18 protein-coding genes and 1 tRNA gene are annotated in these 22878 nt (G+C 54.5%); 9 read left to right on the top strand and 10 right to left on the bottom strand.

What is annotated here, in order from left to right; translation table 11 throughout:
* From F454_RS15020 to F454_RS0111465, 5 genes are all read right to left on the bottom strand, one after another.
* On the bottom strand, nucleotides 1–560 hold a 560-nt coding region (locus F454_RS15020; protein ID WP_018970806.1), incomplete at its 3' end, for a transposase.
* A 109-nt stretch (nucleotides 561–669) separates the two neighbouring features.
* On the bottom strand, nucleotides 670–1137 hold the full coding sequence (locus F454_RS0111480) for a DUF3592 domain-containing protein (RefSeq protein WP_018970805.1): 468 nt from the start codon (nucleotides 1135–1137) through the stop codon (nucleotides 670–672).
* 128 nt (nucleotides 1138–1265) lie between these two features.
* The gene (locus F454_RS0111475) at nucleotides 1266–2654 is read right to left on the bottom strand and encodes a sulfatase-like hydrolase/transferase (protein WP_018970804.1); all 1389 of its coding nucleotides are present in this window, start codon (nucleotides 2652–2654) and stop codon (nucleotides 1266–1268) included.
* Nucleotides 2655–2776: 122 nt separating this feature from the next.
* Nucleotides 2777–4234, bottom strand: coding sequence for a signal recognition particle protein (gene ffh / locus F454_RS0111470; RefSeq protein WP_018970803.1), 1458 nt, complete (start codon nucleotides 4232–4234; stop codon nucleotides 2777–2779).
* A 92-nt stretch (nucleotides 4235–4326) separates the two neighbouring features.
* The gene (locus tag F454_RS0111465) at nucleotides 4327–5637 is read right to left on the bottom strand and encodes a polysaccharide deacetylase family protein (RefSeq protein ID WP_169334388.1); all 1311 of its coding nucleotides are present in this window, start codon (nucleotides 5635–5637) and stop codon (nucleotides 4327–4329) included.
* 146 nt (nucleotides 5638–5783) lie between these two features.
* Here F454_RS0111465 and F454_RS0111460 point away from each other — a divergent pair, with 146 nt between their 5' ends.
* The 8 genes from F454_RS0111460 to F454_RS0111425 all read left to right on the top strand — a co-directional run bounded on the left by F454_RS0111460 (nucleotide 5784) and on the right by F454_RS0111425 (nucleotide 17056).
* On the top strand, nucleotides 5784–6329 hold the full coding sequence (locus tag F454_RS0111460; protein ID WP_018970801.1) for a DinB family protein: 546 nt from the start codon (nucleotides 5784–5786) through the stop codon (nucleotides 6327–6329).
* Between the two features lie 85 nt (nucleotides 6330–6414).
* Nucleotides 6415–7245, top strand: a complete 831-nt coding sequence (locus F454_RS0111455; RefSeq protein ID WP_018970800.1) for a DUF4437 domain-containing protein — start codon at nucleotides 6415–6417, stop codon at nucleotides 7243–7245.
* A gap of 63 nt (nucleotides 7246–7308) precedes the next feature.
* Nucleotides 7309–8568 carry an FtsW/RodA/SpoVE family cell cycle protein gene (locus F454_RS0111450; protein ID WP_018970799.1) on the top strand — a complete coding sequence of 420 codons (1260 nt, stop codon included), beginning with the start codon at nucleotides 7309–7311 and terminating at the stop codon, nucleotides 8566–8568.
* Between the two features lie 562 nt (nucleotides 8569–9130).
* Entirely contained in the window at nucleotides 9131–9337 is a 207-nt protein-coding gene (locus tag F454_RS0111445) for a hypothetical protein (RefSeq protein WP_018970798.1), read from the top strand.
* 111 nt (nucleotides 9338–9448) lie between these two features.
* Nucleotides 9449–10141, top strand: a complete 693-nt coding sequence (locus F454_RS0111440; RefSeq protein WP_018970797.1) for a pseudouridine synthase — start codon at nucleotides 9449–9451, stop codon at nucleotides 10139–10141.
* 27 nt (nucleotides 10142–10168) lie between these two features.
* The gene (gene hrpA / locus F454_RS15015) at nucleotides 10169–13855 is read left to right on the top strand and encodes an ATP-dependent RNA helicase HrpA (RefSeq protein ID WP_018970796.1); all 3687 of its coding nucleotides are present in this window, start codon (nucleotides 10169–10171) and stop codon (nucleotides 13853–13855) included.
* 68 nt (nucleotides 13856–13923) lie between these two features.
* On the top strand, nucleotides 13924–15159 hold the full coding sequence (locus tag F454_RS0111430; protein WP_018970795.1) for a DUF6786 family protein: 1236 nt from the start codon (nucleotides 13924–13926) through the stop codon (nucleotides 15157–15159).
* Between the two features lie 355 nt (nucleotides 15160–15514).
* Nucleotides 15515–17056: a PhoH family protein gene (locus tag F454_RS0111425; protein ID WP_205619038.1), complete on the top strand. Its 1542-nt coding sequence runs from the start codon at nucleotides 15515–15517 to the stop codon at nucleotides 17054–17056.
* Between the two features lie 59 nt (nucleotides 17057–17115).
* Here F454_RS0111425 and F454_RS0111420 read toward each other — a convergent pair whose 3' ends face one another.
* The 5 genes from F454_RS0111420 to tsaD all read right to left on the bottom strand — a co-directional run bounded on the left by F454_RS0111420 (nucleotide 17116) and on the right by tsaD (nucleotide 22496).
* Nucleotides 17116–17925 (bottom strand): TatD family hydrolase, encoded by an 810-nt coding sequence (locus F454_RS0111420; protein ID WP_018970793.1) that lies wholly within the window; start codon nucleotides 17923–17925, stop codon nucleotides 17116–17118.
* Nucleotides 17926–18021: 96 nt separating this feature from the next.
* Nucleotides 18022–19080: a tRNA 2-selenouridine(34) synthase MnmH gene (gene mnmH, locus F454_RS0111415; protein WP_018970792.1), complete on the bottom strand. Its 1059-nt coding sequence runs from the start codon at nucleotides 19078–19080 to the stop codon at nucleotides 18022–18024.
* Between the two features lie 107 nt (nucleotides 19081–19187).
* Nucleotides 19188–20090: a hypothetical protein gene (locus F454_RS0111410; RefSeq protein WP_018970791.1), complete on the bottom strand. Its 903-nt coding sequence runs from the start codon at nucleotides 20088–20090 to the stop codon at nucleotides 19188–19190.
* A 101-nt stretch (nucleotides 20091–20191) separates the two neighbouring features.
* Complete coding sequence (locus F454_RS0111405; RefSeq protein WP_018970790.1) at nucleotides 20192–21367, bottom strand: OmpA family protein; 1176 nt, start codon at nucleotides 21365–21367, stop codon at nucleotides 20192–20194.
* A gap of 25 nt (nucleotides 21368–21392) precedes the next feature.
* On the bottom strand, nucleotides 21393–22496 hold the full coding sequence (gene tsaD / locus F454_RS0111400) for a tRNA (adenosine(37)-N6)-threonylcarbamoyltransferase complex transferase subunit TsaD (RefSeq protein ID WP_018970789.1): 1104 nt from the start codon (nucleotides 22494–22496) through the stop codon (nucleotides 21393–21395).
* Between the two features lie 305 nt (nucleotides 22497–22801).
* Here tsaD and F454_RS0111395 point away from each other — a divergent pair.
* A tRNA-Asp gene (locus F454_RS0111395) sits at nucleotides 22802–22878 on the top strand.

Raw genomic sequence — 22878 nt, 5'->3', positions numbered from 1 at the left:
GGATTGAGCTCGATGTAGCCCGCCATGGTGATGGCACAGTTGCTACCTTCCACGAGTGTGCTATCGAAGCGCTCCTCCCAGAGTGTGCCTTTTCGGGCGTTGCGACCATTGTACCATCGGCTGAAGCGTTGCTTCAGAGGCTTCATGAATTTGCTCAGGTTCCACATCCTAGAGAGGAAGCGCTCGCGCAGCTCCTGGTGGGCGATGCGGCCTTTTTCTGTGGCTTGATCCGAGCTCAGCATCTGCAGAGTATTCTCGATGACATCGGCTTGTTGCTTTGGAGTGACAAGTCGTACACGGTGCATGAGTTCGGCATCGCTGAGAGCTTCTGTAGGTGGTGGTGGGACCTCCACGAGGATGTGGAAGTGGTTGCTCATCACGCAGAAGCTGAGGATGCGCACGCCGCAGAATTCTTCATAGAGGCGCATGAACTCAACGAACTTGGATTTTTCTCGATCTCCGAAGAGGAACTGTCGATCGACGACGCGTGAGACACAGTGGTAGATGGCGGGCTTGGGTAACTTGCCAAGCCAAGGAGCGAGTGTTCTGGGGGAGGACATAGAAAGGATTGTAGCACGGGAGAGTGCATGGAATCAACGATCCTCTGTATTTAGTCTGTCTAATATAAGAAAGAGATCTGGAGAGGGAGGGCTTGGAGGGGGGGGCTTGCTATTGCTGTGACAGTAGGTTGCGTCGGATGAGTAGCAGGGCTAGGAGGATGAGTGGCGTTGCTACAATGATTTTGCGGTAGAAGGCACCTTGGTAGGACTCGGGGATGAGGACGGCGATGCTTGGGTTGTTGGGGTTGTAGTAAGCTAGGGGAGCTTGCTGGGTGAAATCTTCGGTGAGGTAGCTGCGGTTAGGGCTGGCTAGGTGGCTAACGAACTGGGCACCGTTCACTTGATAGTTGTAGGTGACGTGGCCAGTGACTTCATCGAAGAAGCGGGGACCTCTGTATTTTGAATTGATATCGACTGGCCTGGTTTCTGTGACCTGCTCGGTGATCTGCGCCGGAGTCGAAGGCCAGTGGGTGATTTCTGAGAAGCGTGAGCGCTGGATCAAAAAGTGGGTGAGCAGGGCTAGCCACATGCCGGCGATAGCCATGAGAATGATGGAGGATATTGGGAGGCGTCTCATAGATTATAAATGAGTTAGAATGTATGTGTTTCTCATTCTATGGAATGAGGCTGAGAAAATCTATAAAATTCTAACAATAATGACAAGTTGAGTTGAGGCTCATGTTGTGGACGTGCATTTGATTTGTGTCAGTCCTGGATAGTTGCGTACCAATCTTGGACTTGTTGGGTGAGTTGTTTCACGCGTTCTGGGTGCTGTTTCGCGAGGTTTGTGGATTCGTTGCGGTCGGTGCTTAGATTGTAGAGTTCTGGGCGTGCGCCGTCGTAGTCACAGAGTAATTTCCATTCGCCTGAACGCACGGCGAGGTCGGGGAGGTTTTCAAAGCCATAGAAGCTTTTGCGGTCGGGGGGGCGGCTGAAGAATAGTGGTGTGTGGCGTGATGTATTCGACTTGCCGACCAAGGTGTCGCTGAGGGCTTCTCCATCGCTGAGGGTGTTTTGTTGGGTAACGACTCCGCAGAGTTGGCGTAGACTTGGGACGAGATCGATGGCGGAGAAAACTGACTCTGTGTTGGTGTTGCCGGAAGCATGTTTTGGGATGATTCCTGGAGCCCAGACGATGAGTGGTGAGCGAATGCCCCCTTCATAGAGGTGGGTCTTGAATCCTTTGAATGGTCCTGCAGATCCGGCGTCGCTATCCGGGCCATTGTCGGAGCAGATGAGTAGGATGGTGTTGTCTCGCAGTGCGGGGGTGGATTTGAGTTTCTCGAAGAGTTTGGTAAATTGTGTGTCCATTTCTTCGAGCACAGCGTGGTAGAGCTCGCGACGGGTCTTGGCTTGCTTCATGCGTTCAGGCGATGGGTAGAAGGGGCCATGGACGTCATCTGGCCAGACGTTTATATAGAATGGTTTGGACGCTTCTTGTGCGGTGTCGATGAAGTTGATGGCGGCATCGACAAAGCTGTGGGTGACTTCGTAGCGTTGCACGTAGCGGTGTGCGCCGAGGTGTTCCCAGGGGTAGAGTTTGCTAATGGAGCCATCGCGGCGGGTGATGAGTGGTAGGATCTTTGAGCCCATGCCTTCGAAGTTCGACAGGGTTTGATCAAAGCCGTATTGTTGGATTGGTGGGGCATCTGCCACGTCGTGTTGGCCGCCCATGTGCCATTTGCCAAAGTGTCCGGTGGCGTAGCCGGCGGCTTGGAGGTCGCGCGCGAGGCTGGGTGCTTCTGGGTTTAGCCAGTTGCGCATGCCGCGTTTTTTATTTTCGCTACGCGAGGAAAGGTAGCTGGTGATGCCCCAACGTTGAGGGTAGGTGCCGGTGGTGATTGCGACTCGCGAGGGGGAGCAAATCGGCGAGTTGACGTAAAATTGTTCGAAGCGTATCCCTTCGGCGGCCATTTGATCGATCTGCGGCGTCTTGGCCTCGGAATTGCCAAAGCAGGAAAAGTCACCCCATCCCATGTCGTCGATGAAGATGACAATGACATTGGGGCTTGGGGCTGCACTGAGAAGCGAGCCGGTGGCTGAGATCAAGGCTAGAGTGATCGCTGCTAGGCGCAGGGGTAATGAAACTAACATCCCAACAATACTGCAGCTGCAAGGAGTATCTTACAGCTGGAGCTGTCCCAATATTGTACAACTGGGGTAGTACTATCAGCCTGGCTGAGCCAGCTGCGGGCAGGTGGGTATGCTGGGGCTGACTAGAAGGGGAATCCGCCCTTGCCGCCCTTGGTGTTTTTGAGCTGTTTGGTGAGTTTATCGAGTTGGGACATATCGAGGTTGTTTCCGCCCATAGCGCCGCCGCCCATGCCGCCGAGCATGTCATTCATGCCTTCCATACCACCCATTTGTTTCATCATTTGCTTCATTTTGCCTTTCGAGCGCATCATCTTGCGCATTTCACCGAATTGCTTGAGCAGGCGATTGACTTCGAGTATTGAGGTGCCAGATCCGAGTGCGATGCGCTTGCGGCGGCTGCCTTTGATGAGTTCGGGGCGTTCGCGTTCTTTGGGAGTCATGGATAGGACGATCGCTTCGATGTGCTTCATTTTGTCCGTATTGAGAGCGTCGGTCGGAAGTTGTTTTTTAAGCTTTTTCATGCCAGGCAGCATGTTGAGCAAGCCATCGAGTGGTCCGAGCGAGCGGATCATCTTCATTTGGCTGAGGAAGTCGTTGAAGTCGAACTTACCCGATTGCATGCGCTCGGCAGCTTTCATGGCTTCTTTTTCATCGATCTTGTCGGCGACTTGTTCGACCATTGAGACGACGTCGCCCATGTCGAGGATTCGTCCAGCGAGTCGCTCAGGGTGGAACTCGGTGAAGTCATCGATTTTTTCACCTTCACCGGCGTATTTGATCGGTTTTCCGGTGATGGTGCGCATCGAGAGGGCAGCGCCCCCGCGGGCGTCACCGTCGAGTTTGGTAAGAACGATACCCGTGAGGCCGACGGCTTCATCGAAGTGGCTGGCTACGGAGACTGCTTGTTGGCCTGTAGCGGCATCTGCAACGAGCAATGTTTCCTTTGGCTCAAGGAAACGATGGAGTTCCTTGAGTTCACCGATAAGCTTTTCATCAACTTCTTGGCGGCCCGCGGTATCAAAGATCATGAGGGTGCCATTTTGGCCCTCGGCCCACTTGAGTGCATCTTTGGCGACCTTGACGAGGTCGGTTTCGGATGGATCTGGGGTGTAGACTGGGACGTCGATTTGTGCAGCGAGTTTGGCCAATTGGTCGATCGCAGCGGGGCGGTAGAGGTCGCATGCTACGAGGAGTGGGCGGCGTCCTTCTTTTTTGAGGCGCGCGGCGAGTTTGGCTGAGCTTGTGGTCTTACCGGCACCATTGAGGCCGACCATCATGATGCGTGCTGGAGGGGTGAGGTCGAGTGCCTCGTTATCGCCACCGAGTAGCGCGGTGAGTTCGTCGTGAAAGATTTTGACGATCAGTTCGCCGGGCTTGACCGACTTCATGACTTTTTCGCCGAGCGCCTTTTCTTTGACGTTTTTGATGAAGAGCTTGGCAACGGTGAAGTCGACATCGGCTTCGAGGAGGGCGAGGCGCACCTCGCGGAGAGCGTCACTGACATTCTTTTCGGAGATTTTCCCTTGGCCGCTGAGGTTCTTGAAGGCGTTTTCGAGTGAGTCTGAAAGTGCGTTGAACATGGTGAAATTGGTGGATATAGCGCTAGCGAGGCTGCCATCTGGTGGCGGATGCTGCTGCTGAGCGCAAGTTGAAAGTAGAAGTTGCCGGAACCCTAGGTCTGTGATTCAGCTTTTTCAAGCGTGGGTTGTGCTGGGACGAGAGGTTTTTGTTCTGCGGGTGCGGGCTCGGTCGGTTCAGGCGCTTGATCGCGGAGTGGGAGGTAGCTATTGCTGCGGTTGATGAGGAAGGTCCAATCCAGTGGCTTTTCATAGCTGTCTGCTTCGAGGTGTTTCCAGCTGACGGTGACATTGCATTGCGGGCTACGCAGCGGGCGCTGGACTTGCCAGCTGAATGTTTTGGATTCGGGGTCGTAGACGGCAGGGGCTTTGCCGAAGCCTGCGACACGCATCACTAGGGACTCTGGGTCGAGGTTCTCTAGGCCACTGAGATCGACCTCGATGCGCGGGGTGCGGGTGTCGATGGCGAAGCCTGGGCGTGGCAGCACAGGGTGGGCCATTGCTTTGCGGAGCTTGGCGAGGCGTTGTTGTTCTTTATCGATGGCGACGAAGCGCATGGCGCGTTCGAAGCTGGAGGGATAGGTCCCGAGAATGATGTGGCGAGGCAGGGTGTGGTTTGGGCTGTCTTTGGTGACCATGCCGGGTTTGACGGTGAAGAGGCATTGGTAGCCGGCTTGATCTGCCACTGGGTACATTTCAGGGGTGTGGTAGCCGCCGGGGTATGCGTAGGTGGTGATGTTCTTGCCAAAGTGATTTTCGAGGAATTCCTTGGATTTGATGAGCTCGCCCTTGAGAAAGGTTTGGTAGGCATTGGGGCCCTTTTCTTGGGCTGCTTTGACCTTGCTTGGGTAGGGATGAGAGGTGGAATGTGAGCCGATGGTGGCGCCATGTTCCATCATTTCCTTAAGCATTTTGGTGGTGAGGGAGCGCGAACCGGTATCGATGAAGTCGCTGTAGAGGTAAATGGTGAATGGGTAGCCGAATTCTTTGAGAATTGGGTAAGCGTGGGTGTAGACGGTGCGCCAGCCGTCGTCGATCGTGATGAGTACTGAGTGTGCTGGGAGGGTGGCATTTCCGTGCTTCCAATCGAGGAATTGTTGCATGGTGATCACCTGGAGCCCGCGGTCTTTGATCTCTTGTAATTGCTCACGGAATGTGGGTGTGGGCAGGAGCATTTCGGTGGCGGCCTGACGGTGGGCGAAATCGTGGTAGCCGAGTACAGAGACCTTTGATTTGTCCGTCGCAATTTGCACGGACGCGTCAGTGCTGGGAGAAGGTGATACTGCGGGTGCTGGGAGTGCTGCCTCCAGCGCTTTTTGGGTCGCTGATGAATCCTCCGCTTCGGAGTTCGGAGAACTGAACCCGAGGCCGATCACTAGGAAAATGGTGCTAAGGATATGGCGCATGCTACCGCAGGAGTACTGGATCTTCATTGCCTTGTCAAACTCACGCCTAATGAATGCAGGCGTCCGCCTATTTTAACCTTCCCAGGAGCGCGGCTAGCAGACAAGTTAGACTGTGAGTTCTGTATCCTCAGGTACTCACTATTACGATGCATCCGATCATCAAATATGCGGTTCATGTGATCTTCACACTCAGTAGCAGGGACAAGGTGCTGCGGCAGAGTCGCGAATTAGGCGATGCGTATCAGCGCTTGTACGACAGCCTCAGTGTGGAGCAACGCAACCAGGGGCTACGTGTGCCATCGATGCCTGGGGTGGATGAGGACATGCGTGGGTGGTCGCTCGCAGAGCTGCTAGAGCACAACGTGATCGTCAACCGAACAATCAGCGCCAGTGTGCGCCAGCTAGCCCACGGCGAGGCCCCGCATGGTGCGGCCGTGATTGATCCCAAGCGTGATGTCATGCCCAGCGCTTCGATGGCTGGCGAGGAAATGCAGCAATTGCTAGCATCCATCGATGCACACGTCGAATTGGTGTCTGCCCTTGGGCGATTGCGTGGGGGAGCTCGCAGTGAGCATCCAGTATTTGGGTCCTTTGATGCGCACAAGTGGCATTGCATGTTCGCCTTTCACCTGAGCCTCCACCTGACTCAGGCGAAGTGGGTGGTGCGAGAGCTCCTGAGTCGCGAGGCCTGAGTGCAGGATCGTTTTCTCTTTAAATTTAAGATTTTATAGAGATGGGAACTTTGCTCGGAGGGTAGATTCAGGTAGTGTCAATGTTATGCCATTACTTCAGCCGCTGAAGATCCTTGCTTTATTCTCCTCTATGCTTGCGTTGGGCGCTAGCGCGGAGTCCAAAGACAACTTGAAAGTAATCACTGGGGACGAGGTCGCATGGGGGCATTTGAATCCAGCACGCGGAGCCCAGGGGCCGCAGGCGGCAAATTTATGGGGCGATCGTGCGGAGGATGAATCGACAGGTTTTTTGGTGAAGTTTGTGGACGGCTTTGCCTCGCCGCCACACATCCACAATGTGAGTTATCGTGCGGTGGTGATCAGTGGGGAGATTCACAATGACGACCCTGATGCGGCTGAAATATGGATGCCGGTGGGGTCGTATTGGACTCAGCCGAAGGGCCAAGAGCATATAACTGCGGCGAAGGGGGCGCACAATGTGGCACTCGTAGAAATTGATCGAGGCCCATACTTGGTGTTGCCAGTGGATGAATCCTTTGATGATGGGGAGCGCCCAATCAATGTGGATCCCGCGAATTTGGTTTGGTTAAAGCTGCGAGGGTGGGAAGACGGTGTGGTGGTGCCAGAGCGATGTTTTCTCTGGGGAAAAGTCCGGCCTGGGCACGGTAATGGTAGTTTTTTGCGCTTGCCGGCTGGCTTTCGTGGTCACTTGCTGAATCGCCAGAATAGCCTGCAATTTGTGGTGGTTTCCGGGCAGCTAACACTAGACACTGAGGAGGCTACTGAACTTCCATCGACAAGCTATGTCGAGCTCAGTGAAGGTACTATGAAGTCGATTCCCCTGCACGTAAGGGAGGAGACCGTGTTGTACGTACGCAGTGTGGGAGACTACCAAGTACTTGAGAAGAATCCATAGTCTTAAATCCGGTTCTCCCGAGGCTTGCACTGTCGCCTGAGCTGCTTATGGTGCTGGTTCTTCATGACTCCATTGCTGCGCAAAATCCTTGGAATGAACTGGGTGCTATTCTTGCTGATGGCGGGAATGGTTGTGGCTGGGGTGTACTTTATCGAGAGTGCGGCACGGCACCTTCCACAGGGAGGTGAGTATTATGGTGAGCGCCAAAAATTGTGGGCGATGCTCGGCACCGTGGTGTTCTTTGGCACCGCATTGATCGATTACCGTTGGATCAAGTACTTGGCATTGCCGATGTATCTCGCAGGCTTGGGGCTCATGGTGGCAGCGATGTTTGTGGACAACGAGGTGCACCAACTGTCCTTTGCTGGGATTCGCTTCCAACCTGCGCAGTTTATGGTAGTGGCTGGGTTTTTAGCGATGGCGGTGGTGTTGCAGGAACTGCCGAAATTGCATCCATTGTTGGGCTTGCCCATTGTCAAGGTGAGTATCGTGGCATTGATGGCATTGGTTCCATTTGCGATGGTCGCAAAGATGGGGGATATGGGTTCTGCGCTGGTCTGGCTTCCAGTGGTGGGCGTGGTGATGCTGATTGGTGGGGTGCCATTCCGCTACCTGAGCTTGATGGTATTGCTGGGATTGGCGATGATTCCGCCTTTATTTTTCATCGTGCTACCGACCCAATCTGAACGTGGTACGAACCGTATTGAATTGTATTTGGACATGCTCAACGATCGACCGGTGGATATCCGCGGTGATGCCTATGCTCCACACTATATTGGCATTGCGATGGGCAAGGCTGGATGGCGAGGAGCTGGGCACATGGCTACCTCGAATGAAGGCTCACTCCACGATAAAAAGTACATTCCTTGGAAGACGGCACACAATGACTTCATTTTCGCGGTGATTGGAGAGGAGCATGGGTTTCGCGGTGGCATGATCATTGTCTCAGTATATGGTTTGTTGTTGATTGGCTCGCTCTGGGTGGCCTTTTACAGTCGAGATCTCTCTGGGCAAGTTGTTGTTTGTGCCGTGTGTGCTCTGTTTCTGGCGCACGTGTTTGAGAATATTGGAATGCACATCCGGATCATGCCAATCACTGGGATTCCGCTGCCCTTCCTCTCGTATTCAGGTACTTTCTTGATGATGTGCATGTTCATGATGGGCTTGATCCAGAGTGTGTGGATCCATCGCCACGATATCCCCGTAGAAGACCAAACGAAGCCAGTTCGAGTGTCGCGCCGAGGCAAACAACCAGGCATGCAAAAACTGCGCGGGCAGGGCAGAACAAATCCCAACGAAGGCACAAAACGAGGTGGAACCTAGAGACGTGTGAGAGCTCTAAGCCATCCAAGCTGACACACAAGCAAGGGGGCAGTATCTAGTCGGGCTGTCCAGTATACGGGACCAGTATCTAGTCCAGTAGCTTATCTCATTAGCTAGTCCATCCATCATTAGCTAGACAGACTAAAATAGGGGAATGTCTGTATTGATGGGGGATGACGCAGCTTCATCGAGTCTATAGAGCTTTGGGGTGCTTGAATGTCTAGGTACTGATGCATCAAAGCTCGTGCGGTTTGAATCATACCGATCCATTTTGGGATGCTTGAATGTCTAGGTGCTGATGCATCGAAGCTCGTGCGGTTTGAATCATACCGAGCTATAAAAGTCTCAAGCTTCTATATTTTTGCTATTAGATCCCCCAAGAATGGTTTAATGCATAGCTAAGTACAGTATCTAGTCAGACTGAAATAAGGGAATCACTGATAGGGGAAACATGAAAAAGAGCGTACATTGTCCAGTTTGCGATAAAACTTACTCTTTCTGGAGGGCGAGCGTTGTGACGATGCGGCCGAATCGCTGCAAATGTGACGCATGTGGGTGCTGGATGTATTATAATACCTTCGGGGTGCAGTGCTACGGTGTGTCGATGGGGGCGGGAGTGTTTCTGGGTTTGTTTCATCGCATGGTGGCTGAGGTGTTGGCTATTTCGGTCTATGCTGTGTGGGGTGCGTTGGGAGTGTTGCTCGTGGTTTACGCGATGATTTGGTGGCGGTATTTCGGCTTCATCGCCGCAGCAGGAGACGAGAGTTGATGCGTTTTGGCGGTGTGAGGAGATGCATGTGTCGCTGGTGTGGGGTGTTGACGGTGGTGGGATGGTAGCAAAGGGGTTGATTCAGGCTGGAACTATGATTAGCCTCCGCGCATGCGCCTTGATAAGTTTATCGCAACCCATTCTGATGCTTCACGCACCTTAGCCAAAACAGCCATTAAGCATGGACAGGTGAAGGTGAATGGTGTGGTGGTGAAAGACCAGGGGTGCAAGGTCAGTGATGAGGATGAGATTGTGGTGCACGGGGTGCAGATTTCAGCATCTGGCGAGGTGTATATCGCGCTCTACAAGCCATCGGGAGTTCTTTCTTCTACTGGAGATGATGAGGAGGGCGAGACGGTGTTGGATTTGGTAGATGGTTTTACGCATCGGCCATTGCATGTGGCTGGGCGCCTGGATAAGGATACGACTGGCTTGGTGTTGCTCACCAGTGATGGTGCGTGGAGCCATCGTGTGACCTCACCTAAATTTGCCTCTGAAAAGGTGTATCACGTGACTGTGCTTGATCCGATTGATGATGAGGTGGTGGAAATATTTCAGGAGGGTTTGATGCTGCGTGGGGAGGAAAAAGCGACACTGCCGGCGAGGCTTGAAGTGTTAGGCGAGCGTGAAGCGCATCTGACTTTGACTGAAGGGAAGTATCACCAAGTGAAGCGAATGTTCGGGGCGATTGGCAATAAGGTGGACACACTGGAACGCATTTCGATGGGGTGTGTGACCTTGGGGGATCTTGAGCCTGGGGAGTTCCGTGAGCTTAGCGATGCGGAAGTGCAGAGTTTTTTGTAGAAGTTGGCATCGTAAATGGCGTCTTTCATGATTGGTGATAAGATTCAGTATCCGAAACTGCCGGTAAGCGCCCATCGCCAGGAGGTGATCGAGGCGCTATGCGACCATCAGGTGGTGGTGGTGATGGGGGATACGGGATCTGGGAAAACCACGCAGCTGCCGAAGATGGCGCTGGAATACCTGAAGCGGGCGGGGTCTCAAGGGATCGTGGGCTGTACTCAGCCAAGGAGGCTGGCTGCGTCGAGCGTGGCGAAGCGCGTGGCCGAGGAGCTGAAGGTGACGCTGGGCAATGAGGTGGGATACCAGGTGCGTTTTCAGGATAAGACGAATGCCGACACGGTGTTGAAATTCATGACTGATGGCATCTTGCTGGCTGAGACTCAGGGGGCTCCACAGTTGGGGCGCTATGGGGTGATCATCATTGATGAGGCGCACGAGCGCAGCCTGAACATCGACTTTTTGTTGGGCTACCTGAAGGTGTTGCTTGAGCGACGTAAGGATCTGAGAGTGATGATTTCTTCGGCGACCTTGGATGCGGGAGGATTTGCAGATTTTTTTGGTGAGGCTCCAGTGATTGACGTGGCTGGGAGAACGTTTCCAGTGGAGACGGAGTATTTGCCGCAGGAGCGTGGCGAAGACATGAGCCGTCATGTGGCGCGTGCGGTGGAGGCACTGCAGCGTGGCAGTGCGGACGGTGATGTGTTGGTGTTTCTGCCGGGGGAGCGCGAGATTCGCGAGTGTGTGGATGTGTTGGAAGGCCGGCAGATGGCGGGTTTGGAGATTCTACCCTTGTTTGCGCGTATGGGGCTGCAGGAGCAGCAGCGAATATTTAATCCGAACAGCTCGCGGCGCAGGGTGATTCTGGCTACGAATGTGGCGGAGACCTCGCTGACGATTCCGGGGATTGTCTACGTGATCGATTCAGGGGTGGCGCGCATGAGCCGCTGGAGCCCGGCGCGTCAGGTGCAGCGTCTACAAATTGAGAAGACCTCTCAGGCGAGTGCGAAGCAACGCAAAGGCCGCTGTGGGCGAATCTGTGAGGGTGTTTGTATTCGCCTGTATGACGAGGAGGATTTTGAGAGTCGGGAGCCATTCACGGATCCAGAGATCCGCAGGTCATCATTGGCTGGTGTGATCTTGCGGATGAAGTCTCTGGGGCTGGCAGACATTGAAGATTTTCCATTCATTGATCCGCCATCGAGTAAGCACATCGCGGAGGGCTACAAGACCTTGCGTGAGATCGAGGCTCTGGACAGTGAGCACGGGCTGACCCAGGTGGGGCGCCAGTTGGCGAGGATTCCTGTAGAGCCGCGACTGGGCCGCATGTTGTTGGAGGCGAAATCTCGAAATTGTTTGGACGCGATGTTAGTGGTTGTTAGTGGGCTGAGCATCATGGACCCGAGGGAGCGTCCGGCGGAGAAGGCAAAGGAGGCAGACCAAGCGCATGAGAAGTGGCGTGATGAGGATTCGGACTTCATGTCCTTGCTGCATTTGTGGGGGGATTTACAGCAATTCAAGGACGGCAGGAAGTGGCGGCAAAACCAATTGCGCAAGTTCTGCAGGCAGAAGTTTGTCAACTTCCGTCGCGTGTTGGAGTGGGCGAATTTGCATCACGAACTGGCGGCACTTGGTCGCGAGGCCTTCCGCTGGCGCAGTCATGTGCTGACGTCGGACGAGGTTCATCGGATCGATTATGAGGCGCTGCACAAGTCGTTATTGGTTGGGATGCCGAAGCAGGTCGGCTTCTTTGATAAAGAAAAGCGCGCCTACAAGAGCCCGGGCGGGAAGGAATTTGCGATTTTCCCAGGCTCCGGCCTCTTCGGGAAGAAGCGCCTCGACTGGGTGATCGCCTACGAGATGGTGGATACGACGAGGCTTTGGGCGCGTCGGGTGGCGAAATTCGATCCGCTGTGGTTGGAGGAAGTGGCACCGCAATTCTGTCGCAGTCGCTACCACTCGGCGGCGTGGGACAAGAAGCAAGGTGCGGTCTACGCCAAGGAAGTCGTCGTCTACGGAGGTCTCAAGATTGTGGAGAACCGCAATGTCCACTTCGGTCGTATCGATCCGGATGCCGCCCACAAGATATTCATTCGCGAGGCATTGCTAGGTGGTGGCCTCACCAAGAAGCCCACGGTGCTGCAGAAGGTGGAGGCGATGCGCGAGGAGGTGCTTTCGTTAGAAGTGAAACTCCGCCGCCGCGATGGCCTCTGGAGCGAGGAATCGGTGGTGGAATACTTTGAAGCTCAGGTGCCGAAACACATCCACACAGCGAAGAGCTTTTGGCGCTGGATGAGCAAAGAAAAGGTGGAGCTCGAGCCGAAGGTGGAGGATCTCGTCTATGGCGAGATGCCTGAGACTGCGGGCTTTCCGGATTACTTTGGGGAGGGAGAGTTCCCGTTGTACTATAAGGTGGCGCCCGGCGAGGCCGATGATGGGATCACCGTGGGGGTGCATATTGACTCTCTATCCTTGTTCCCTAACCAGTTGTTGGATTGGGGAGTGTCGGGGCAGTTAGAAGAACGCACTTTGCTGATGATCAAGTCGCTGCCGAAGAGCCAGCGTGTGGCTTGCAATCCAGCGGGGCAGACGGCTCAGGCATTTCTAGCGGCTTATTCTGACACGTGGTTGATGCGTGAGTATGAGGAAGCTCTGGCGGAGTTTTTGAGTGATCGCACGGGGATTCGGATTGAGCCCGCGATGTTCGATACCAGCCGGATTCCGAACGAACTAAAGCTCAAGCTCTGGGTGTATGACGATGAGGAAAATGAATTGGCCTTCGGCATGGACGCGGCGGCGATTAAGTCGGATCTTGCGGCATTGATGGCGGAGCGCTTCGAGGAGGAATCTGGCGCTGAGTGGGATTATTCGGGGATGAAGCGCTGGGACTGTGGCGAGCTGCCGCGCGAGGTGGTGAGCCCGAAAGGCACCGCCTATCCGTCTCTGGTCGATGAAGGCGATGCCGTCGGCGTCAAGGTCTTCAGTGATCGCTTCGAGGCCGAGCGCCAGCACCTCGCAGGCTGTGTGCGCTTATTCATGCTGCAGCACGCAGATCACGTGAAGTACGTGAGTAAGAACCTGACTCTGAGCTTAGACGCCAAGATGTACATGCCCTTGTTAGGCAAGGGGGGGATGAACCAAGCTGAGCTGATGCGTATTTTAGTGTCGGCTTGTTTCCAAAAGGATCTCCCACGCGATGCTGCTAGTTTCTCAAAACTAGCAGACCTCGGAAGAGGCGACCTCTACCTTTATGGTGAGCAACTTTGCGAGGCGCTCAGCCAGTTCATCGACGACTACCGCAGTGTGGTCTCCTGGCTCGAAGCGAACGAGGGGAATAGCAACTTGCGTGAGATTGTGGAGGACCTGCAGGAGGAGCTCGATTGGTTGTTCCGCAGTAGTTTCGCCCAGCGGGTCGGCTGGAAGGATTTTATCGGCTATCGAGACTTCTTTGCTGGGATGAAAGAACGTATCGATCGTCTGAAGACGCATCCGATTGTCAAGGATCTGGAGAAGATGGACCGACTACTTTTGTTCTACATCCCATGGTACGACACTTGGAAGGAACGCCCAGACCATGCTGAGTTGTTAGCGATCGGCTACCAGCTAGAGCGATACCGCGTGAGCCAATTTGCGCCGAGTATCAAGCAAGACCAGGTGCTCAGTGAGAAGAAGCTGCGCCAGCTGATCGAAGACGCGGGGATTGTCGTTAGCAATTGATAGGCGCGGGTGTTGGGTCGCTTTGTTTTGACTTCGCTCAGCCTAACACCTAATACGTTCTATCACCCATGAAGAATCTATCACTCACCTTAATCGCGAGTGCCGTGTCTCTACTAACGGCACAGGCGGAGCAACTTGAACGCAGCTTTGCCGAGGACCTTGCATTTTTGAAGCAACACACTGATGTGGTGGAGCTGTGTGATGGTGAGCGTCGGCTCGCGGTGGTGCCGATGTACCAGGGTAGGGTGATGACGAGCACCCATTCTACGCAATCCTCGGCGAGCTATGGCTGGCTCAACTATGCGTTGATCGAGGGTGGTTTTTTGAGTGAAGCGAAGCGCAAGGGAACGCTGGAGGATCACCTCTACGCATTTGGTGGTGAGGAACGATTTTGGATGGGGCCAGAGGGTGGGCAGTTCAGTATCTTTTTTAAGCCGGGCACGCCGTTCGAGTTTGCTCATTGGAAGACTCCTGCATCATTGGATACCTTACCATTTGAGGTGGTCAGTCAGAGCTCGAGCTCCATTGTTTTCAAACACGATGCGCAGCTGATGAACCATCGAGGGACTCGTTTCTCAGTGGGGATTGAGCGCAAGGTGGAGCTGCTAGATAGAGCGGCGGTGGAGCAGATGATGGGGGCGCCAGTCCCAGCGGGAGCGGAGTATGTGGGATACGCATCTGAGAATGTGTTAAAAAACAGTGGTGAGCAGGCGTGGACAAAGGACTCAGGGCTACTTTCTATTTGGATTTTAGGGATGTACAAGCCGACGGCGACGACCACGGTGGTAGTGCCATATCGGGCGGGTGATGAAGCGGTGCTAGGGCCTATCGTTAATGATCGTTACTTTGGCAAGGTGCCGGCGGAGCATTTGCGGGTGACGGAATCTGCGATCTATTTCAAAGGGGATGGCACGCGCCGCGGCAAGATAGGGGTCAGCCCAGAGCGGTCGAAAGGGCTGGCTGGCAGCTATGATGCGGCGGGCAAGGTGCTCACATTGGTGAACTACAATGTGCCGGAAGAGCATGAAGGTTATGTGAATTCGATGTGGGAGCACCAGGAGCAGCCTTATGTTGGGGATGTGATTCATTCGTACAACGATGGATCTGCTGGCCCAGGGCTCGAGCCGTTGGGACCATTTTACGAGTTAGAGACTTCTTCGCCAGCCGCTGCCTTGCAGCCCGGCCAGAGTATCCGCCACATCCAACGCACGGTTCACTTCAGTGGGGTGGAGTCAGCTCTCGATGTCATTGCGCAACAGGCTTTGGGGGTAAGCCTCGCTGAAATCGAGAAGGCGCTTCCGTAAATCTGGCCTAGCGGGAGGGGATGAATGGCACATTCTTTGGTCCTCGACGAGAGTCTCAGCGGGTGGATTTCTTTCTAGATGGTTGAAGTTCATTACCTTGTGATTCATCGGTCTGGAGCACCTGAATTTTCTAGCATCGAGGGTGTAGTAAATTCATCCAAATTATCTGTGAAAGTAGATTGCAGAGGCTGAAGAATTCTGCGATAGGTTAGGTAACTTGAATCATTTTTTTATAGGGACGCCCGGAGTTGGGGTATGTGTGCCAGTGGAGAACGTGGCAGTGGGTTTGGCGGCTGGTGATTGTGGCGAGGATTGAGTGAAAATTTTTATTATGGAAAGCGAGACAACGACAACGATGAGTGAAACTGAAATAAAAGATACCAAGCCGAAGGCGAAGAAGAAGTCGGCGGCTAAGCGAGCGGCCAAGAAGGTGGTGATGCAGGATGGTACTAGGCGTCGTTTGAAGGAATTCGGTCTGCGCGCACCGAACCAGGAAGCGAAGAATTTTGTGTTGGATACGAATGTGCTATTGCACGACCCGAGTTGCCTGAATCGATTTGCTGAGAACCACGTGTGCATTCCCGCGGACGTGCTCTCCGAGCTAGATAAATTTAAGAATGAGCAATCTGACCGTGGGGCGAATGCGCGCCGTGTGCACCGCAGGCTCAGCGAGGTGTTCGGCAATTCGCACGATGTCACCAAGGGGGTGGAAACAGAGGGTGGCGGCACCTTGAGAATGATCATTTACGATCCATCATTCTGCATGGAGAATTCTGAGATCTTGGCGCAATTCCTGCGCGTGTTCCCGGACCGTGAGCGCGTGGACCACCGCATTCTAGCAGCGACCTTGTTGTTGGTAGAGTACAACGAATCGCCGGTGGTGCTGGTGACGAAGGACATCAACATGCAGCTCAAGGCGCGTGCGGTGCACATCGATTGCCAGGATTACCTGAACGACAAGGTGGATCCGATTGAGGTTTCTAACTACGAGATGCGTGAGGTGGATGTCGATGCTGCGGAGCTTCAGCGCTTTGCGAGCTCTGGGCACTTGAGAGTTGAGCACGAGAGACGCAATGGTGTGGTATTGAATCAATATGTTTTATTGCGAGCTGGGGAAAAGCAAACGATGCCGGCGCGGCTCGACAGCGATGGTGTCTTTGTGAGGCTACAGGTGCCCGATGCACTACGTATTCCGGACGGGCATCATTTGAAGCCATTGAATCTGGGGCAGAAGTGCCTGATTGATGCCTTGCTCAACCCAGACATTTCTCTCGTGACCTGCTATGGTCAGGCGGGTACTGGCAAGACCTTGGTGGCCGTTGCCGCGGGTCTCAGCGAGGTCTTCAACCGCGAGTACAATGGCATCACGATCAGTCGCCCTGTGGTGGCGATGGGGGATTCGGTAGGATTCCTACCCGGGGATCTGGATGAGAAGATGCGCCCGTGGTTGCAACCCATTTATGATGCCTTGGAGTTGTTGATGTCGCCACCAGCTGGCAGCAACAAGCCTGCGCGCCGCAAACAAGCGAAGAAAGATCAGGCTCAGTCGACCACGACTGCCAAGCCATGGGAAGTCTTGGTGGAGCAAGGGATCATTGAGATTGAAGCGTTGTGTTACATCCGTGGGCGTTCGATTCCAAACCGCTTTTTCGTGCTCGATGAAGCGCAGCAACTCACGCCATTGGAAGCGAAGACCGTGGTGACGCGTATGTCCCGTGGCTCGAAGTTGATTTTGGTGGGTGATCCAGCGCAGATTGACAACCCCTATGTGGACAGTCGAAGCAATGGCCTGGTGTACACGAGGAACCGCCTCAAAGGGCAGCCATTCACGGCGCATGTTTCACTCTCACGCGGGGAGCGTAGCCCACTTGCTGAAGCTGGTGCCAAATTGATGTAGGCAACGCCTCGCAACATGATTTCAACGCCCGGGCCACAGCGAGTGGTTGCGGGCGTTTTTTATGCCTGGAGGAAGTAGCGGTGGAAGTTTTGCTCGAGTTGTGAGGCGAGTGTCTCTTCGGGGATGCCGAGTGTGGCGGCCAGGCCTTCGGCGACGCCGATGAGGTTGGCTGGGTGGTTGAGTGGTGCGCTGTCGGCGTGGATCAGGCTATCCTCTGGGCCGAGCATGTCGGGGGCGTCGGTCTCGATGAGGAGGCGATCGAGGGGAAGCTGTGTGTAGGTTTCGCGGAGTGCCGCCTTGCGCTGGTGGAGGAAGTGGCCAGAAAAGGAAAAGTAGGCGCCAAAGTCGAGGAGTTGTTTGGCGGTCTCGGTGGAGCCTGAGTAACTATGCAGCATGATGCCGCGGGCGGGTAGTGGGGAGTTCTTGAGAGTCTCGACACAGAGGCCCCACGCGTTGAGGACGTGGATGCTGATTGGGAGATTGAAGGCAGCGGCGAGCTCGAGCTGCATCGAGAAGGCGCGCGATTGCGTGGTGATGTCTGGGTTCTCCATCCAACGATCGAGTCCGCATTCGCCGATGCAGGCGTGTGGGTAGCGATGGAGGTAGTCGCGCAGCTCGACGAACCATGAGTCGCTGTCCCAGCGGGTAGAGCCTTGCACGAATTCCCATGGGTGCATGCCGAAGCTTGGTAAGACGAGTTCGGGGAAGGTATTGGCGAGTTCACTCACTGCTGGCCAATCGTCGGGTGAGGTGCCATTGATGACAAATTGTTGGACTCCTACTGCGTGTGCTTGCTCGATCCATTGCTGGGCTTGATCGACACATTTGGGGGATTGGAGGTGAAGGTGGCTGTCGAAGTAGGGGAGCATTAGGGAGTGAGGAGTGAGGAGTGAGGAGTGAGGAGTGAGGAGTGAGGAGTGAGGAGTGAGGAGTGAGGAGTGAGGAGTGAGGAGTGAGGAGGGCGTTTAGCTGGTGCGCTGGATCAGGCTGCTGGCTGCTTGTTGGAAGGCGTCAGAGCTGGCGTCTTTGACGTGGATCTGGTCGATCGGGGCCGCGTAGTTCGAACCACTCGATCCTGCGGGGCGGTATGATTGATCGTAATGGTGTACTAGGATCGATTCTACAAATGGGTACCATTGCGCGGCGTCGATCATGGCGTGCCATTCATCGACCAATTGATTGCCGCGAATTCTGCGTAATTTGTCGAGCAAGTGCTTGAGGTCGGGGTCTTTTGGGGTGAAGTGCGGGTATTCCTCGCGGAGCACGGTGATGCGATTGCTGATGTCTAGAGTGACCTCGATGACTTTACTAGAATTGAGTTTTTTCCAGAGTGGTGGTGGGCAATGGAGTTGTCCGATTTTGTTGCTTTCGGCCTCGGTCCAAATCACTTGTGTTGGGTCGAAGTTTCGGATGGTGTCCCAGAGGCGTGATTCAAAGAGTTTTTGGGTTGGCTGAGGGCAGTCTTGATTGCCACCGAGTAGGGAGCCTTTGTGTTTGGCGAGTCCCTCGAGGTCGAGGACTTGGGCGCCTTGTTCGCGGAGCGCGTGGAGTAGGCGAGTCTTGCCCACGCCGGTGAGTCCGGCGAGTGTGAGGAACTGAAGTTCTGGCTTGAGGAGTTTATCTGCTAGGTCGGCTATCAAGAAGCGGCGGAAGCTTTGGTAGCCGCCATCCACGAGTTTGGCCTGCCAGCCGATGGAGTTCAAGATGTGGGTGAGGGAGCGCGAGCGCATGCCACCACGCCAGCAATACACCAAGGGTGCGTAGTCGGCTGGTTTGTCGGCTAGGTAGCTTGCGAGGTGCTTGGCAGCATTGGAGGCGACGAGGGCGGCGCCGAGGCGGCGCGCTTCGAAGGCTGAGGTCTTGTAGAGGAGCCCTACTTCGTGGCGTTCGCGATTGTCGAGCACGGGGAGGTTCACCGCCCCGGGGATGTGATCGAGCGCAAACTCGTCTTGGCTGCGCACGTCGATGATTTCAGAGAATTTCTGAAACTCGCATGGAAGTGTGACGTATTCGATTTGCTGCACGCGGTGCTGGAGTGGTGATGAAAAAAAACGCTCAGCGCGGGCTGCACTGAGCGTTGGTGATCGTGAAGGAACTTGCTTGGAATAGCAAATTCAAATCAATGATTGGGCTAGAAAACGAAGCCTACGTTGATGCCCAAGAATGGGGATGGGTCGTAGTCTTGGCGTGTGAGGCGGTTGCCATTGGCATCGTCGACGACGAAGTCGTTGGAGACACCCACACCCGCGAGGAGCGAGGTTTGGATGAGGTCGGTCCATTGGTAAGTGAGGATGCCGTAGACGGGGATGCTATTGTCTTCACCAATGCCATTTTGCAAGGCTGGGTTGTCGCTGCTGAGGCGGAAGCGGGTACGCTCGGCACGTGCTCCCACGGTGAAGCGAAGGTCGTCTTTGATGTCCCACTTGAGCGATAGACCAGGCCCGAGCGTGGCACCGACGGTAGTACCGGTGCTGAGGGTGAGGCTGTCGGTGAGCTTCCAGTCGATGACGAGGATCGGGAAGACGCTGGCGCTATCTTCGATTTGGCCAACATAGCCGACACCGGGGCCGATGCTGAGTTTGTCATTGAAGCGGTAGGAGGCACCGAGAAGTGCGCCGGCGGTGAGGGTGTCGCTGAAGCTTGCCCCGCTCTCGCCAGCACTGCGTACTGTAGGAAGGAAGAAGAGGTTCCATTCATCAGTCATGCGCCAGAGAACGCTGGCACCGAGGTTGAAGGTGTGGACAGAATCCCATGGGTCGACTTGGGAAAGTGAGCCGATTGGGCCACCAGAGAAGTTGTAGGAATTGTTGTAGTACGATGCGTTGAGGCGGACGAAGACACGGCGGCTCTCTAGCTGAAGTCTCCGTGAGCCAGAGAGGTGGAAGAAGTGGCTGGAAACTTCGCCACCACCATCAATGTTGGTGCTGAAGTCGTAGATGTATCCGGTTTGAAGTGGTGCGATCTCGATCGCCTGTGAGGCTGAGGTGCTGAGCGTGATGGCTGCTGCAGCGGCTAGTGTCGTTTTTTTGATCATGGCGTTGATTCTGAGTGATGAGAGTTCTTGGCGCTGAGTGTGGCAGCGATGAGGCGGCCTTAAAGCCTTTTCTAAGAATATTTCAGTTAGGCATTGAGGGATTATTTACGCAATTCCCAGACTTCACAGATTTGGTTTTCGAGTGCTTGTGATGAGAATCGGTTGGTTTGTCCGAGGAAGACTGCGCGGGTGCCGGCGCCACCTTTGAGGTGCTTGACGATGGAGGCGATGGTTACTGAGCGTTTGGCGGAGAGGATTTTATTGTTCTCTGCGTTGCCAGTCTTGGAGGCATAGCCGACGACGAGGAAGAAGGATGTTTTGGGGGCGGTGCTGATGGTGTCCTTGATCTGGGTGAGGGTGGACCAACCGACATCGGAAGAGTTGGTTTTGAAGCGGACTGAGCGCACCATGTGGGCATTGTGTTCTTCACTGATGCGGATGTAGGCTGCTTCGACTTCCGCCGGCGACATGCCTTCTAGCTTTTCGAGGTCGGCGTAGAGTAGTGCGGCTTCGGGGCGGAGTTCCTCGGCGGATTTGGCGTAGAGTGAGTCGTAGTCGCTATCGGCGCGGAGGCGTTGGAGCTCGGCGCGCATCTCTTGATTTTCTAGCTTCAGCTTGTCGACTTCAGCATTGTCGACTGCGGTGAGTGCCTGGGCTTCGAGTTCGGCGATTTTTTTGTTGAGGTTTTCATTGGTGAGCATTGTTTCGTTGAGTGAGGCGCGAAACTGAGCGACGGTTTGTGGGGTGGGGCGCTTGCTGAGTTCCTCGATTTGTTTGTCGCGCAGGGCGACCTCTGAGCTGAGGCGTGTCACTTCTTGTTGGAGGGTGGCGACATTTTGGTTGTTCACCGTGATTTGGCTCAATTGGCTGCGCAGCTGTGAAGCTTCTTCGCTGAGTTTCATGTTGGTGGTGAGGGCTGCTCTGAGTTCCAGTTCCGTTTTGTGATGCTTGTCGGCATCTTGATTTTCTAGCGCTTGGAGTTTGGCGACTTCTTGGCGCAGGTACTCAGCATCATTTGCGATGGTTTTGCTGAGTTCGATCAAGGAATTTGGATCAGCGGGTAGGGTGATGCCGCGCTCGATGAGAAGCTTTTCAGTTTGCTCGATCTTGATGCGGAGTTCTTGCATTTTCAGCAATTGCTCGGCATTGGCTTGCGCATTGTTTTGGCCTGAGCGCGTGATGATGAGCATCACGACGACGATGGCTAACAAAATTAGCAAGATGATCGATTGTAGGTTTTTCTTCGATGGGGTTTTTGCTGATGGGTCTTGTGACATGGTAGAAATTTGTTAGGCGAAAGGATTAGTTTCGTAGGATGAGAGTATTGAGTGGGAGGTTCGGGTCAATGTCGGAATTGAGATCTGAGAAATTGTTATTGAGGAAGTGGTGGAGTCCGACGTAGGCGATCATTGCGGCATTGTCGGTACTGAGTGCTGGGCTGCAATAGCTGAGGGTGAGTTGGTTGTTGTCGCAGGCCTGCTGCATGGCTGCACGCAGGGCACCATTGCATGAGACGCCGCCGGACATGGTGATGTGTTTGGCGTTGACTGATTTGGCGGCCATCACAGATTTTTTGACGAGCACATCGATGACTGCCTGTTGGAACGAAGCACACAAGTCTGGGAGTTGCTGTGGCTGGGCGGTTCCGGTATCTGGGTTGAGCTCTGAGATGGTGTAGAGCACGGCGGTTTTGAGCCCGGAGAATGAGAAGTCGAGCATGCCCGCCTGCATCATCGAGCGCGGGAACTGGAAGGCGCTTGGGTCCCCATTGACGGCAGTTTTCTCGATTTCTGGGCCACCGGGGTAGGGTAAGCCAAGCATTTTGGCAACTTTATCGAAGGCTTCACCTGCGGCATCATCGGTGCTTTTTCCGAGGAGTTCGTATTGTCCGAATGCTTTGGTATGGAGGAGCATGGTGTGGCCCCCTGAAACGACGAGCGCTAGGTTTTCTTCGATTCCTTGATCACGTTCGATGAAGGGGGAGAGTAGATGACCTTCCATGTGATTGACTCCAATGAATGGTTTTTTGGTGGCAACTGCCATGGCTTTGGCCGCGGTGTGGCCGATGAGTAATGAGGATGCGAGGCCGGGGCCGGCGGTGGCTGAGAAGGCATCGATGTCACTCATGCTGACTGCCGCTGCATCGAGCGCCTGCTGGATGAGCGGCTGCAGGGCGGTGATGTGGTTGCGCGAAGCGAGCTCTGGCACCACGCCGCCATGTTCGCGGTGAATCTGGATCTGCGAGAGGATCTCGGAGCTGAGGACATCGGCGCGTTGGGCATTGCCACGTATGACGGCTACGGCAGTTTCATCGCAACTTGATTCAATCGCTAATATGGTGGCTTCTTTATTCATTTGGGATGCGGAGACGAGCTTTTCAGATTCGTGCGTTCCTTCAAGTGCCAAGTTCTCTGACTTTGGAATGATTTCAATGATGTGGTGATGCGTTGTGTGCTTGGGATTGTTTGTTGAATCGCCTGGCTTTAGCTTGTTGTGATTGATTGGCTCGCTGGGGTGGGGAACGCTTGGCTTTGCGTGATGCCGTTTAGTTGTTTGATAGTGAAAGTGCTAACAAGAATGTGATGGATCGGGTCATTGAATTGCGCTCTTTGAGATGTGAGATAAAATGAAAAAAAGAGCAAAAAAGATCTTGCCTCGAAGCGAGGATTGGGTAGTTTCCTGCCGCCGCAAGGCACGCTACGAAAGGTAACGGAGCGGTAGCTCAATTGGTTAGAGCACCGGCCTGTCACGCCGGAGGTTGCGGGTTCGATTCCCGTCCGCTTCGCCA

It is taken from the genome of Rubritalea marina DSM 17716, from assembly GCF_000378105.1.
In the GTDB taxonomy this organism is placed as follows: Bacteria; Verrucomicrobiota; Verrucomicrobiia; order Verrucomicrobiales; family Akkermansiaceae; genus Rubritalea; species Rubritalea marina.
Note: the sequence above shows the minus strand (reverse complement) of the source record. Positions and strands in the feature narration are given on the sequence as shown.